Annotated in this window: 12 protein-coding genes; 5 read left to right on the top strand and 7 right to left on the bottom strand. The window is 28.9% G+C overall.

The genetic code is table 11. The features are described 5' to 3' along the window. Window positions 1-3: 3 nt before the first annotated feature. The 3 genes from ETU08_RS06820 to ETU08_RS06830 form a co-directional block, all read right to left on the bottom strand. The gene (locus ETU08_RS06820; RefSeq protein WP_146262282.1) at window positions 4-1,095 is read right to left on the bottom strand and encodes a PKD domain-containing protein; all 1,092 of its coding nucleotides are present in this window, start codon (window positions 1,093-1,095) and stop codon (window positions 4-6) included. A gap of 916 nt (window positions 1,096-2,011) precedes the next feature. Continuing rightward, on the bottom strand, window positions 2,012-2,677 hold the full coding sequence (locus ETU08_RS06825) for an HAD family hydrolase (protein WP_146262283.1): 666 nt from the start codon (window positions 2,675-2,677) through the stop codon (window positions 2,012-2,014). Further along, entirely contained in the window at window positions 2,677-4,962 is a 2,286-nt protein-coding gene (locus tag ETU08_RS06830; protein WP_146262284.1) for a cation:proton antiporter, read from the bottom strand. Before ETU08_RS06830 ends, ETU08_RS06825 begins: the two co-directional genes overlap by 1 nt. A gap of 244 nt (window positions 4,963-5,206) precedes the next feature. On the opposite strand from ETU08_RS06830, the gene ETU08_RS06835 reads away from it, so the two are divergent. Both ETU08_RS06835 and ETU08_RS06840 read left to right on the top strand, forming a co-directional pair. Continuing rightward, window positions 5,207-6,460, top strand: a complete 1,254-nt coding sequence (locus ETU08_RS06835) for a CinA family nicotinamide mononucleotide deamidase-related protein (RefSeq protein ID WP_146262285.1) — start codon at window positions 5,207-5,209, stop codon at window positions 6,458-6,460. Window positions 6,461-6,630: 170 nt separating this feature from the next. Next, entirely contained in the window at window positions 6,631-7,890 is a 1,260-nt protein-coding gene (locus ETU08_RS06840; RefSeq protein ID WP_146262286.1) for a cation:proton antiporter, read from the top strand. 70 nt (window positions 7,891-7,960) lie between these two features. On the opposite strand, the gene ETU08_RS06845 is transcribed toward ETU08_RS06840, so the two are convergent. From ETU08_RS06845 to mnmD, 3 genes are all read right to left on the bottom strand, one after another. Then, window positions 7,961-8,212, bottom strand: coding sequence for a hypothetical protein (locus tag ETU08_RS06845; protein WP_146262287.1), 252 nt, complete (start codon window positions 8,210-8,212; stop codon window positions 7,961-7,963). A 135-nt stretch (window positions 8,213-8,347) separates the two neighbouring features. Then, window positions 8,348-8,782 carry an NUDIX domain-containing protein gene (locus tag ETU08_RS06850; protein WP_146262288.1) on the bottom strand — a complete coding sequence of 145 codons (435 nt, stop codon included), beginning with the start codon at window positions 8,780-8,782 and terminating at the stop codon, window positions 8,348-8,350. Next, a complete protein-coding gene (mnmD, locus tag ETU08_RS06855) occupies window positions 8,770-9,441 on the bottom strand; it encodes a tRNA (5-methylaminomethyl-2-thiouridine)(34)-methyltransferase MnmC2 (protein WP_146262289.1) in 672 nt (223 codons plus the stop codon). The genes ETU08_RS06850 and mnmD overlap by 13 nt, the downstream gene beginning before the upstream one ends. 94 nt (window positions 9,442-9,535) lie before the next feature. Between mnmD and ETU08_RS06860 the strand changes: the two genes are divergently transcribed. The 3 genes from ETU08_RS06860 (at window position 9,536) to ETU08_RS06870 (ending at window position 13,037) form a co-directional block, all read left to right on the top strand. Further along, window positions 9,536-10,585, top strand: a complete 1,050-nt coding sequence (locus ETU08_RS06860; protein WP_146262290.1) for a branched-chain amino acid aminotransferase — start codon at window positions 9,536-9,538, stop codon at window positions 10,583-10,585. Window positions 10,586-10,686: 101 nt separating this feature from the next. Continuing rightward, window positions 10,687-12,345, top strand: a complete 1,659-nt coding sequence (locus ETU08_RS06865) for an ArnT family glycosyltransferase (RefSeq protein ID WP_146262291.1) — start codon at window positions 10,687-10,689, stop codon at window positions 12,343-12,345. A 23-nt stretch (window positions 12,346-12,368) separates the two neighbouring features. Beyond that, window positions 12,369-13,037 carry an ABC transporter ATP-binding protein gene (locus ETU08_RS06870; protein ID WP_146262292.1) on the top strand — a complete coding sequence of 223 codons (669 nt, stop codon included), beginning with the start codon at window positions 12,369-12,371 and terminating at the stop codon, window positions 13,035-13,037. 15 nt (window positions 13,038-13,052) lie between these two features. On the opposite strand, the gene ETU08_RS06875 is transcribed toward ETU08_RS06870, so the two are convergent. Next, window positions 13,053-14,399, bottom strand: coding sequence for a hypothetical protein (locus ETU08_RS06875; protein WP_146262293.1), 1,347 nt, complete (start codon window positions 14,397-14,399; stop codon window positions 13,053-13,055). Window position 14,400: the final 1 nt, after the last annotated feature.

Here is a 14,400-nt window from a genome sequence, read left to right on the forward strand (position 1 = left end):
ATTTTAGTCGTAAATCCAAATGAGTGATTTCTTCACTTTATATGTGATATCAATTCCCTTAATGCAATTTTTATTGTCTTTTGTAAGTCTTAATGCTTCAATCTTTATTTTTTTATTACTGATTTGCTCACAAAATTGGGTAAATGGCATTATTTTTTTACTGTTTTTAACCACTGGAAAATCATAATTTCCACAGGTATATTTCGCAAAATCTTCTTGTGTTTTTACTTGCTTAGCTACGTCTAGCAATAACAATTCAAATTGATACTGGGATATATTTGGCGCTATACTATCATTTGCTTTTTTAATTTTGTCTTGTACAGGGTTAGGCTGTGGTACCCCTGGTATTCTTCTCAAGAATTCTTCCAAAGGATCTTTTTGCGGAGATCCTTTAGGCAATTGAAAGAGATTTGCATCTTTTTCAGGTTCATAAGAATGTATAGTGTCTGTTTTAGTTTTAACTAACTTCCGAGGTTTCACATATATGTCAACGCTCCCCATATGCTTAACATCACCATTAATGATTAAAGTAACTCTTTTTATCCCTGGGATGCTGTAAGTATAAGCTGGAAATTCAAAGGTATTATCAGTCTGACCACTTTCGCCAAAATTCCATTCCCACGAAAATGCTTCACCTTTATAATTATAATAGAACTTGACTGGATCTCCTACAGTCACACTTTCCGGAGCTATTATTTTTGGCACTCTTGATTCATCTATGATAGCTCCTAAATCTTTTATTTCGATAATTTTCTGAAATACACAAGAGCCATTTACTTGCAAACTTACTGTGTAAACTCCAGGTTTTTCATATTTATGTAATGGATCCTTTTCTTTTGATTCTTTCGTATTGTCCCCAAAATCCCATATAGAAGTTTGTGCATTTGGAGTTTTATTTTTGAAGCTTATCACTTCACCGACTTGATTTCTCTCTGAAATTATTTCAAAATCTATTTGACTACAATCTACGTGTCTATACAACTGAAATAAAAACAAAAACAACCCAAAAAGTATTAAGATAATAAAAACTAAAAGTATGCGTATATCAAGCTTTCTAAGGTAATTTAATAAAGATCTTTTTCTTTTATAATCCATTTTAAAATAGTATAAAATTTAAATCACCCTTAATGTCAAACAAAAAGATATTATTCATAGCAATTAATTATTATGTAATTCTTGATTAATAATAAATTACATTTTTATATATAGTAATTTAGGCATAAATATTAATCTAAATTATAGATTTGTAAAATTACATATTTTTTTTAATTATTATTGTTTAAATATTAAAATTTACTCATATATAATAAAACTCTTTTATTATATTTTAATATTATATATTTTAATTATTGGAATATATTGAAATTTAATCATTTAAATTCATTTAATATATTAATCCAGCATATTTAAATTAATAATTATTCTTCATCTAAATAGAACTGTAAATACCTTATAATGAATTCAAAAAGCTCACAATTTACAATATCATTAATTTAATATTTTCAAACAATTATATGATTCTATAACGTAATTATTTAAAAAAATATTACATAAAATTTATAGTAAAAATTTGATTATTTGTAACAAGTGAATTTGTTTTATAAAAATATAGTTTAGATACATATATTTATATATATTATGTTTATAAATAGTCTTTATTACTAAATATTAATCAACTAATATTTATTATAACTTCTTTAAATAAATGATTGATATAAAATAAAGCTTTATTGGTGCTTATTGCAATTTATATTTTAAAAAATTTATTTAGATTACATTTATATATTATAATTTTAAGTAAATATGTAATAACAACATTCTAATAATATTGAAAAGTTCTCATTTGTAGTATTATTAAGATTAATATAAAATATGAGATAACTATTTAACTTGCATTTTAAAGTATAGTTTCAATATTGTAATTATCATAGTCAATTATAAAAAAAAGAATTAACCTTAATAGATTAATTCTTTTTTTAACTTCAAATAAATTTACTAGACTATCAAATGTTTAGTCTTGTTTAACTAAATTTCTAATCTTATCAATAGTTAAAGTATTAAAATCATCAATTACGAGATCAGCCGTTGACAAATCTTGATCTCCTGAGGCTTCGTTTTTATATCCTATACAGAAAACATCCGAAGCATTGGCAGCTTTTATTCCGTTGGTTGAATCCTCAATAATTATACAATTTTGCTTGGAATTACCGGACAAACGCACAGCTTCTAAAAAAATTGCTGGATTAGGTTTTGATTGTGGAAAATCTTCACCGCTTACGATATGAGTAAAATATGGATATAAGTTAAATCTGGTAAATACTTTCGACAAGGTAGCCTTTGCTGATGAGGTTGCTAATATTAATTGAAAATTTTCTTTATATAAAGACTCCATCAAATTTCTCATTCCCGGAAGTAGATCTAAATCTTTTTTTGTTTCAAATATCTTATAAAATATTTCTCTCTTACGATTGACTAATTCTTCAAGTGAAGCATCAACCTTGTATTTTTCTTTAATTTTCTGGTACAGATTTTTGGTAGATAATCCTCTAAACGTATCATGTTCCTCTTCTGAAATGTTTAGTCCTAATTCTTTATAATGTTTAAAGAAGGAAGCTTTATGCATAGGCTCTGTATTGACTATCACTCCGTCCATGTCAAATATAACTGTATTTATCATCAATCTTTATTTTCTGTATCAGTTGTATTTATTCCTTGTAAATTTTCTTTATCAGCTACAATCCAAACCCTATCGTATAATTGTAGCAAGGTATGAGAGGATGGATTCACAATTTTATCGTCTCCTCTCTCTATACCAACTACTAAACCTTGAGTTAATTCTCTAAGAAACTTTACATCTTTATTTAGTACTGGTGAATCCTCTAATATGGCAAATTTATTTAAGGATACATTTTGCTTTAACGAATTAATATTTTCATCTTGAGGACATTCCATTTGTATATTAGTTTCAAAATTTTTAATTTGTTCGTCAGTACCTATTAAACCTAATTTATCATACGGAAATACTCGATCATTCTCACTCGGTATTGAAATTTTAATATCTCCTCTTTTAATATAAGCGATATTAATTCCAAACTTTTCTCTCCAAGCTAATTCTGATAATTTTTTTCCAACAAACTTTGAATTGGGACTAACTTCAAAATCTGTAATATGACTATCCCACAATAGATATGATTTTTTAGGTTTTATATTTTCACTTTTTTCTAACTCTTTTTGTTTTATATCTCTTTCATTTAAATTATACACAAATCTTTTGGTTATAAGTGAGTAGAAAAAATCAAATTTAGTGGACAGAAAATACAATCCCACAATTACTATAGGTATAACAATTAGTGAAGCTATAATTCCCGATAAAAATAAGTTTAAAATAAACCCTAGTAATATGATTGCTACAGCTACTTTAGCTATTTCCATAGCAATTAAAGGTCCTCTCGCATAAATATTTTCTTTCCAGATATGAGTAAAAATTTCTTTTTCGGGTTTTTTTACTACAATCGCCCATAAGAAAGGCGTACATAAAATAATTGTCACTATTGTTGCTATAATATTAAATAAAGAAGGATTAAAGATTCTTACACCTAACAATTGTTCATTTATAATTGGTATAGCAACGTAGACAACTAATAATACTATCCCAATAATGACTACTCCATTGGTTAATACTAAAGACAAGTATGCTTTGGATAATTTTTTCCATTTGTTTTCTTCTTGAATATTTTGAGTTCCTGCTGAATATTTATCAATCAACCTTAATATTCGTGGTGGTACAATTTTACTTATAATTTCATAAAAGGTTTCAGAATATTTAATCATATAAGGGGTAGTAAAAGTTGTGATTGCAGACACACCTACCGCTATAGGGAATAAAAAATCGCTGGTAACTCCCAAGCTCATACCTAAAGCAGCTACAATAAACGCAAATTCACCAATTTGAGCCATACTCATTCCGACCTGAACAGACTGTTTTAAAGGTTGCCCAGAAAGTAACGCTCCCATAGTGGTAAATAAAAATTTACCAATAATCGTTAATAGTGTTACAATTAGAATTTCCCATCGGTACTCATACATTGATATAGGATCAATCAACATTCCTATGGATACAAAAAATACAGCACCAAATAAATCCTTCACTGGTTTTAAAGAATGTTCAATTTTTTCAGCAGATGTTGTTTCAGCCAGTATAGACCCCATAACAAATGCCCCTAATTCCGCTGAAAATCCTATGTTTGTAGCTAAGACTACCATACCCAAACAAAGTCCTATTGAAAGAATTAATAAAGTCTCCTCGTCTAATATTTTCTTTGTCTTACGTAATAGTGTAGGTATTAAAAATATTCCAAATATGAACCATAGAGCTAGGAAAAATATAAGTTTTAAAAACTCCATAAACATATCAGTACCATTAAATTGTTGGGTAACTGCCATTGTAGATAATAATACCATTAAAAGTATAACCACAATATCTTCCACAATAAGAACCCCAAAAACTATACGAGCGTAATTTTTCCTTTTAACCCCCAATTCATCAAATGCTCTTAAAATAATGGTCGTTGAAGAACTGGCTAACAGACCACCCAAGAAAATACTATTCATCATGCTCCATCCCATCCATTGACCAACTAGATAGCCTAAAATCAAAATAACTACAATTTCAACTATAGCAGTAATAGAAGCCGCTCCACCTACATTGATTAATTTTTTAAAGCTAAATTCAAGTCCTAAACTAAATAAAAGAAAAATAACACCTATTTCAGCCCAAGTCTTAATATTAGCCATGTCTCCCACATTAGGCATTAAATTAAAATGTGGACCTACTAAAAATCCTGCAATAATATAGCCTAATACAAGTGGCTGTTTAATTTTTTTAAATATTATTGTAGTTATTGCTCCCGCTCCTAATATTAAAGCTAAATCGACAATCAATTTAGGTAAATGGTTCTCCATAAATATCTGGTTATTTTAAATTTATCAATATAAACACAAGCTTTTTATGTTAAAAATTAGATGTTTTTAATATAAAATAATGCATATAATCGCAAGATAGCAATTTTTATCGAAAAATTAAAATGTTTATAATTCTATTGCTGCCTTGAATATAACTTATATATTTTATAAGTTATTTTAGGTTTATACTTATCAGTTTTTTAATTATTTTTAGATTTGACTATTTAAAATCTGAAACATCATTATGAATGCATACCTTATAGCTATTGGAGATGAGTTATTATCTGGCAGAACTTTAGACACCAATTCTAACTTTATTGCGAAACAACTAGACCGTATAGGAATATCAACCATTAAAATATCAACGATATTTGACGATCCTGAAACTATTAAAAACGAGCTTTTGCAAGCAACTCTTTCTAAGGCTGATTTTATATTTACTACGGGGGGACTTGGTCCAACCAAAGATGATAAAACGAAACAAACCATTGCTGATTTCCTATCTGATGTTTTAATTTTCAACCAAGATTGTTTGGATCATGTAAGTAAGCTTTATACCGAACGAGGAAGAATTCTTAACGAATTAACCAGAAACCAAGCCTTGGTTCCTTCACGTTCATTAGCCATCGTAAACAGATATGGAACAGCTCCAATATTATGGTCTAAAGCTAAAAATAATAAAATACTAATAAACTTGCCGGGCGTTCCTTACGAAACAAGGGCTATGATGGAGGAAACTATTATTCCAAAAATTAAATCTGAATTTAAACTTCCATTCATTTTAAGAAAGTCCCTAACTGTTATTAATTATCCTGAAAGCGAATTAGCCATTGCATTGACTGATTGGGAAAATGAGCTCCCTAAAAATATTTCACTTTCTTATTTACCCGCGGGTTCTAGAATTGAATTAAGATTAACCATTAAAGGTGAAGATAAAGATTTAATGGAAAAATTAGTTTCTAAAGAAATTGAGAAACTTCCTGAAATTTTAGGCGATCGTTTAATTTCTAAAGAGGATATAAATATAATAGATCTAATTTCTGATTTCTTAAAAAAAGAACAATTATCTATTGCTCTTGCGGAAAGTATAACCGGAGGTTCACTTTCTCAATGTTTTACCTCTGTTCCAGGGTGCTCGTCTTACTATAAAGGTGGAATTATTGCGTATAATACCAAAATTAAAGAAAATATACTTAATGTTCCTAGAGCTCTAATCGATGAACACACAGTAGTTAGCAAGGAAGTAGCTGAAGCCATGGCTATAAATACAGCAAAAATATTTCAAACAGATATTGCTATCTCTACAACAGGAGTGGCTGGACCTAATACAGATGAGTACAATAATCCAGTTGGGTTAGCCTATGTAGGCTTATTTTATAAAGGTGAGGTTTTTAGTGAAAAATTTGTTTATTCTAACTTAACCCGAGAAGAAATGATCCTTAGAATTTCAAACAAAGCCATTGAATTTTTATATAATATAATTATAATGAATAAATAATCAACTAAACTAATAGAGTACTAATAAAATGATTTAATAGTATATAAGAACAAACTTATATAGATTGGCTTTTATTTTATTTATTTCATACTAAGTTGAAGCGATTATCTATAATTTAATTATTTATAAATCTAAATTTATATTTTTGCAAAAAATATAAAGTTAATCTTATGGAATTATATTATTCATTTTCTATATTAATTGTCTTAGCTGCTATTTTTTCCTATATTAACGTTCGTTTCTTAAAGTTCCCTTCCACAATCGGAATTATGGTAATTGCGCTGGTAATGTCTATTATATTGGTTCTGTTAGGAAATTTAACCTCCAAACCTTTAAACGATTTTGCCTCTCTAATTAAAGAATTTGACTTTACGGAAATTTTAATGGGCTCCATGTTAAATTTTCTTTTATTTGCTGGTGCCATCCATATAAATTTATCCGATTTAAAGGAACAAAGAATTCCTGTAATTGTATTTGCCACCATAGGAGTAATTATATCTACCATATTTGTGGGTGTAAGCCTTTATTATATTACTAATTATTTTTTTCCATTGGTTAATATACATTTAGCCATACCATTAATATATTGTTTACTATTTGGAGCTTTAATCTCTCCTACTGACCCTATTGCTGTATTAAGTATTTTAAATCAAGTTAAAGTTTCTAAATCTCTTGAAACTAAAATTGCGGGAGAATCTTTGCTTAACGATGGTGTGGCAGTAGTTTTATTTGCAATCCTTGCCAATTTAGCTGCCAATCCGGTGGTAGTTGAAACCGGGCATATGGATCTTTCATTTTCTCATATTTTTGATTTATTCGTAAAAGAAGCGATTGGTGGACTTATATTGGGGGGAGCTTTAGGTTATCTTGCAGCCTATGGTTTTAAAACCAGCCGTGACTATAAAGTATCTGTATTAATAACCTTAGCCGTAGTAATGGGTGGATATCTTATTGCTAGTTATTTACATACTTCGGCCCCACTAGCTATGGTAGGTGCTGGACTTATTATTGGTGAAGCAAAAAGAAAATCTGTTTCTTCTGAAAAAAATTATGTAGGGAATTTCTGGGAATTGATCGACGAGGTTATGAATGCTATATTATTTTTGTTTATGGGATTTGAATTGCTTTTAATTCAAGATTTACTTAATTACTGGTCTATAGGCTTAAGTGCAATTATTATTGTTTTAATTGCTCGCTATGTCTCCATAAAAATTCCAATACTAATTATTCCCTTTAAAGAAAAGTTTAGTAAAGGTACGGTTGCCATGTTAGTTTGGGGAGGTTTGCGTGGAGGAGTTTCCATAGCTTTAGCATTATCAATCCCGGAAAGTAATTATAAAGAGGCCATCATTGCTACTACTTATGTGGTAGTACTTTTTTCTATTTTGGTACAAGGGATGACAGTGGGTAAATTAGCTAAGAAAATATAATCTTAAAATACTTAAAAAATAAACGGGCATTTATTTCTAAATGCCCGTTTATAGTATACTAATTTAAAGTTTAAGATACCGCTGAATTTCTTGGATACCAAACGGTACACATGATTCCTTCGCTTGCTACTTTCGGGTGTGCACAATTAGTAGTTTGGAATTTTGAACATTTTAAACAATCGTCTTCTCTATGTAGTACGGCTTTGAATTCATAAGCATCGCATACTTGGTTTTGTGTAACAGATATTTCTTTTTTTGAACATATACGTCCGTCTAAAAAAAACTCACAGTTCCCACAACATTTTGCTAATTTTAAATCCATAATTGAAATATTTTTATTTATTCTATTTTTAATTTCTTATAAAACAAAATTAAATAAGAATGTTTTAAGAATTAATCTAAATTACTGAATTATAAAAATTTAGATTTAGAATGAATTAAAATAAGTTTAAAACTTTCACCTCATAAAAAATTTATTCTGGATTAATTTTCTTATAACTATTCGATCTATGGGCAAATCAATTCTATGAATATCTATAGTTTTAATAGGTAGCCATAGGATACTTTTTATATCTTTATCTACTATTTTAAGAGTTGATAGGTCTTTACATTCAACAAAATAATAAATGGACAATAACTGACTTTTTGGAGTAATTTCTGATTTTAAAAAAAAGTCTTGTGTGTAGAAATGTTCTTTAACCTCAATCTTTAAATTCAGTTCTTCCATTAATTCCCTTTCCAAGGTCTCTTGGGTTCCTTCCCCTAGCTCCAATCCTCCTCCAGGTAATTTAATAATATCTTTTCCTGCAAATTTTTCTTGCAGAAATAGAATATTGCCTTCATTAATCAAAAGAGCGTAAACTCTAACATTTATTTTTTCTAAATTTTCCATGCGTTTACCATTTCTCGTTTTCCTATAGGCCCAGCTAATTTTTCTACAGAAAACCCTGCTTTTTGCATGGCTCGCCTAGCACTTCCCTTACTTGAATAGGTCGTTAGCAATGATTGAGGCGCCATTGTATTAATTATTTGGGTGAATATTTCTTCTTCCCATAGATGGGGCTGAACTCTAGCACCAAAAGCATCGTAATAAACTAAGTTTATATTATGTATAGGTAATTTATATAAATCAAAAAAATCAGAAGGATATTTAACAATTTCGAAATTTTCGTGAATTTGTACAATTCTCCCCCACTCACAATGGTGCAGTTGTAAATAATAATCTTTTGCCCTAGAATCATCAATTAATTTCCAGTATTCCAATTCCAAAAGCTCGTTTATTTCTAAAGGGTATTTTTCTAAGGTGTAATAAGTTATTTTCTTATTATAATTTAAGGCTTTAAACAACGTTAAAAGCGCATTAAACCCTGTTCCAAAACCCATTTCTAAGATTGAAATTTTTGATAAATTTATTAGTTCTAATCCATTTTTGATAAATACATGGGAAGCTTCTTGAAGTATACCGTGTTGTGAATGATAACTTTCATTCCATTCTGGGATTTGCAATGTTTTTGAACCTTCCTTGGTAGTAACTACTACTCTTTTTAGCATATAACTATATTTATATCCTCAAATTTACTATACTTTTTCATGGTTTAGATAATTAATTTAGTAATTTTGATAGGAGAAAAAATAAGATTTTAGAATGGAAATAAAAAAAACTCAACATTCAAAATTAGATACTATTGATCCTAATAATTCTCCTTTTGGAGTAAATATTTCAGATCATATGCTAATTTGTGAGTATGAAAATGGACAATGGGGAAAACCTGTTATTATGCCTTATGGAGGTATGAACTATTCTCCTGCTTTAATGGCTATTCATTATGGACAAGCTATTTTTGAAGGAATGAAGGCATATAAGGATAAAAATAACGATGTCTTTTTATTTAGACCTGAAAAAAATTTTGAACGTTTTAATAAATCTGCGGAAAGGCTAGCCATGCCTCCAATTACGAAAGAAATTTTTTTAGAGGGTTTATATGCGCTTATAGATTTAGATAGAGATTGGGTTCCTACCAAAGATGGAAGCTCATTATACATACGTCCTACTATGTTTGCTTCTGAAGAAATGTTTTCTGCAAGAATATCAAACAAATATACTTTTGCGATAATGACATCTCCTGCTGATAGTTATTATGATAAGCCTTTAAAAATAAAAATTGAAAATCATTATACTAGGGCAGTTAGTGGTGGTGTTGGATTTACTAAGTGTGCCGGTAACTACGGTGCATCTTTCTATCCTACACTACTAGCCAATCAACAGGGATTTGATCAAATTATATGGACAGATAGCCAAGAACATAAATATTTTGAGGAATCTGGAACTATGAATGTTATGGTTAGAATTGGTGATATTATCTACACGCCACCGGTTTCCAATACTATCTTAAATGGTGTTACTCGTGATAGTCTCGTTAATGTCGCTAGACACAATAAAATTGAGGTTAGAGAAGAAAGAATACCCGTAGATAGCATTGTAAATGCTTATCAACAGGGCACATTAAAAGAAATTTTTGGATGTGGAACTGCTGTAGTTGTAAATAGGTATTCACATGTTGGCTACAATGATAATATTATGGAGTTACCAACTCTTAAAGACGAAGAAAGTTATGCTGTTTTATTGAAAAAACAATTGGTGGGTATTCAAACCAATGAGTTGGATGATCCGTTTGGATGGAGAATAAAAATTTAATCGTACGTTTTAAATATCCTTCTAAAACAAAACTTCTGATTATTTCTATATTCAGAAGTTTTGTTTTAATAAATAAAGATTGTTATTTGTAAAGTTTCAATATGAGTAAAATAAATAGTAAAAATATTCAATATATATTCTTATTGATTCTTTTAATATTCAACCTTTTACATGCGTATACCCTGCCTTTAATAGATGATGAGGCTTATTATTGGGTTTGGTCCAATCATTTAGATTTTGGTTATTACGACCATCCGCCTATGGTTGCAGTATTTATAAAAATTGGTTCATTCTTCTTAAAGAATGAGCTGGGGGTTCGCTTGATCTCTTGCTTTTCAAATATCCTTTTTTATATCATTTGGTTAAAAATTTTAAATCCTAAAACTATAAATGAAAATTATTTATTCTTAGGTTTATTTGGATCCACGGCTATTTTTAATGGAATGAGTTTTGTGGCTACTCCAGACGTACCCTTGCTCTTATTTGGTTCTCTATTTTTATGGAGATGGAAATGTTTTATAAATAAATATAACGCCCTAAATTCAATATTCTTAGGATTATCCATGGCTTTAACCATGTATTCTAAATACCATGGAGCTATTTTAATTATTTTTACCCTTCTACCATCAATCCCAATTTTTTATAAAAATAAATGGTTCTATTTCAGCATTCTATTAGCCTTAATTTTGTATATCCCTCATTTAGTTTGGCAATACAACCATAATTGGGTTTCCATTGAATACCACCTTTTTGGAAGAAATAAAAAAGAAATTAATGGATTTCCTACTGCGGCATGGCTTTTAGGATTAATGTTAATTGCAAATCCTTTATTATTGTATTTTTATGGTAAAAGCTTATTAAAAAAATATGATTCTCTATGGATAAAATCCTTGCAGTGGATTAGCATTGGAACTATTGCATTTTTCTTTTTATTTTCATTTAAAAGAATTATTCAACCTCAATGGAATTTAATCGTTTACTTAGCTATAATCCCTTTAACTTATTTAAAATATAAATCTTTAAATAATAAGAGAATAATTTTACTTTCATATACATACTTAGCAGTACTATTTTTACTTAGATTTTTAATTTTATCCCCTTGGGTAATTCATGCTTCACCCATGTATAAATTGAAAGAATTTGTTGTAAAGGCAAATAAATTTACCAATGGTATTGCTGTGTTTGAAAGATATCAAAAAGCGGCATTATTTCATTTTTATAACCAGAAACCTTCTATTAGCCTTCAAGTTTATAGGCATAGATCTTCTCAATACGATCTTTGGAATTCAGAAAATTTAATCCAAGGAAAACCTATAACTTTTTTTGGTTTGGGCAATATTTCAGATAAGTTTATTACTGATGAAAACGGTGATAAAGAATATTATAAATTCATACCTTCCTATATTTCTTATCCTGAAATAAAAGTTGAGGTGTCACCTACAATAATACAATCCAAACCCAATCAAACTTTTGACTTGGAACTTAATTGGAATCATCCCTACAAAACAAGCATTGATCTAAATTCCGTTGCTAATCAAACAATAAAGGTTCTTTTCCTAAGAAAAAAAAATTTAGAGCCGGTTGTACTTCTTCCTGTTGAGGATAAAATTCGTATTCCCAATAACAAAACTGTTCGTAGTAACTTACGAATTACCATCCCTCAATTAGAACCGGGAGAATATTTTATATATATTGTTTTAAACCCTTGTGGCATTTCTGGCAAAATTATTTCTAATGAAATTACGACAAAAATTTATTAATTTTTTTTACTTTTGAAATAACTATGGTTCTAGTTAAAAATATATACAAATCTTTTGGAAATTTAGAAGTTCTTAAAGGTATTTCTCTGCATATAAAAACAGGAGAAATTGTTTCTATTATTGGAGAATCAGGAGCTGGAAAATCAACCTTATTACAAATTATTGGAACACTAGATAAGCCTACTCATCCTGAAAAGCATCATAGTTTGCTTGAAATTGATAATCTTCCGGTTACGCAATTTCGAGATAAAGAGTTATCTTTATTTAGAAATCAAAACATTGGTTTTATATTTCAGTTTCATCAACTACTTCCGGAATTCACCGCTTTAGAAAATGTTATGTTTCCTGGAATGATTGCCGGAAAAGGGAAAAATGAGCTACAAAAAAAAGCATCTGAATTATTGAAGTACTTAAATCTTTCCCACAGGTTGGATCATAAACCGAGCGAACTTTCCGGAGGAGAACAACAAAGGGTTTCAGTAGCACGTGCTTTAATGAATGATCCAAAAGTTATTTTAGCAGATGAGCCTTCGGGTAATTTAGATTCTAAAAATGCAGAAGATCTTCATCAATTGTTTTTACAACTAAGACAAGAGTTCAATCAAACCTTTATAATTGTTACACACAATAATCAGTTAGCTGAGATGTCTGATAAATGCCTGGTTATAAAAGATGGTGTTATAGCGGAATAAAAATCAAGATATAAATTAATCTTTATTATTTTCAAATTTAGGATTGTTAACTATTTTTATAAAATCAATTAATGTCTCTAGTGGATATTCGTTATTATTAGAAAAATTAAATTGCCAATCGCAAGTTATTTTATTATTTGAACTTCGAGCTTTCATTTCTAAATTTTGGAATTTTTGAATGTATTTAGATAATGTGGAATATTCTTTCTCTTTTTTCATTTTATCAAAATCTATTTTCAGATAGAAAATGATATTGGATGGAACCTGCGGAGCAAATTTCGGTTTTTTCTGTGTGCTAAAAACCAACGCTTCTTTGGACTTTCCTACATATACTTGGTATAAAGGAAATACTTTTCTATTAACTTCTTCATTGTTTATTATTATCTTCTGTTTGTCTAGGTATTGATATAATTGATTAGTCTTAGATTTTATTTGAAGTGATAAACCGGGGATTAGGGTTTCTTTAGTTTTAACTATTTCTATCTTTTCAAAATTATCATCAAAATCATAGGTAATTATGGATTCTTTTTGAATTACTGGTTTTGTTATCTCTAATTGTATTTCATTTTGAAAAGAGGATAGCAAACTATCTGTATTTATTTGATATTTATCTATTGTAAAGATTTTATGGGGTATAAAAGATTTCACATCTGCTTGCAACCAAAAGGAAAGTATGTTTTCTTTATTAAAATCTGGACTTACTATTGTAGCTGGAATTTTTATTTTATTAGTTTCTATCTGGATGGTTCCGCTAATCTTGGTTCCTTCTAAGTTTAGATTTGCTTCATTTTTTCCATCATAAAACACAACTAGTCCTTTCTTATTAATTATATCTTTAAATTTACTTTCTTCTACAGGTATTATATTTTTGTTATTAATAATTTCCAGCATAATATCTATTACTTTTTCTTCCTTGTAGGTATAAGCAAATACAGCTGTTGTTTGGTTGTACATGATAGCCCATTTATGGTCTTTATCCATAAATAATTTGGTATGAGAATCTATATCTTTTCTTTCTAAACCAGGTTCTGTATAGTTCTCAAAAAAGGTGTAATCTTTAATTTTTAAACTTCCGAAAAAGGTAGATTTATCTTTCGCTTCTACATTGTAAATAAATATATTGGTAGGAATTTCAACTGCTTTAATTATCTTTTTTATTATGGTTACAGAGTCTAAAGTATTTGGTTGGTTGGTTATTGCTTTTTTTAGGATTTCGTACGTATCTATTTTAACCAAGGTATGGGCATGGTTATAAATACCTGCTTTATAGGATTGTTTTTCCTGATATTGAAGGTATCCCCATAAGGAGATACCCAATAGTAAAATTATAGTTAATATTATGCAATATCCTTTTTTTTTCATG

The organism is Apibacter muscae, from assembly GCF_007845635.1.
Lineage (GTDB): Bacteria > Bacteroidota > Bacteroidia > Flavobacteriales > Weeksellaceae > Apibacter > Apibacter muscae.

Excerpts from the sequence above, each read along its gene's own strand:
- ETU08_RS06820 (WP_146262282.1), bottom strand. The coding sequence starts at position 1,095 with ATGGATTATAAAAGAAAAAGATCTTTATTAAATTACCTTAGAAAGCTT.
- ETU08_RS06825 (WP_146262283.1), bottom strand. The coding sequence starts at position 2,677 with ATGATAAATACAGTTATATTTGACATGGACGGAGTGATAGTCAATACA.
- ETU08_RS06830 (WP_146262284.1), bottom strand. The coding sequence starts at position 4,962 with ATGGAGAACCATTTACCTAAATTGATTGTCGATTTAGCTTTAATATTA.
- ETU08_RS06835 (WP_146262285.1), top strand. The coding sequence starts at position 5,207 with ATGAATGCATACCTTATAGCTATTGGAGATGAGTTATTATCTGGCAGA.
- ETU08_RS06840 (WP_146262286.1), top strand. The coding sequence starts at position 6,631 with ATGGAATTATATTATTCATTTTCTATATTAATTGTCTTAGCTGCTATT.
- ETU08_RS06845 (WP_146262287.1), bottom strand. The coding sequence starts at position 8,212 with ATGGATTTAAAATTAGCAAAATGTTGTGGGAACTGTGAGTTTTTTTTA.
- ETU08_RS06850 (WP_146262288.1), bottom strand. The coding sequence starts at position 8,782 with ATGGAAAATTTAGAAAAAATAAATGTTAGAGTTTACGCTCTTTTGATT.
- mnmD (WP_146262289.1), bottom strand. The coding sequence starts at position 9,441 with ATGCTAAAAAGAGTAGTAGTTACTACCAAGGAAGGTTCAAAAACATTG.
- ETU08_RS06860 (WP_146262290.1), top strand. The coding sequence starts at position 9,536 with ATGGAAATAAAAAAAACTCAACATTCAAAATTAGATACTATTGATCCT.
- ETU08_RS06865 (WP_146262291.1), top strand. The coding sequence starts at position 10,687 with ATGAGTAAAATAAATAGTAAAAATATTCAATATATATTCTTATTGATT.
- ETU08_RS06870 (WP_146262292.1), top strand. The coding sequence starts at position 12,369 with ATGGTTCTAGTTAAAAATATATACAAATCTTTTGGAAATTTAGAAGTT.
- ETU08_RS06875 (WP_146262293.1), bottom strand. The coding sequence starts at position 14,399 with ATGAAAAAAAAAGGATATTGCATAATATTAACTATAATTTTACTATTG.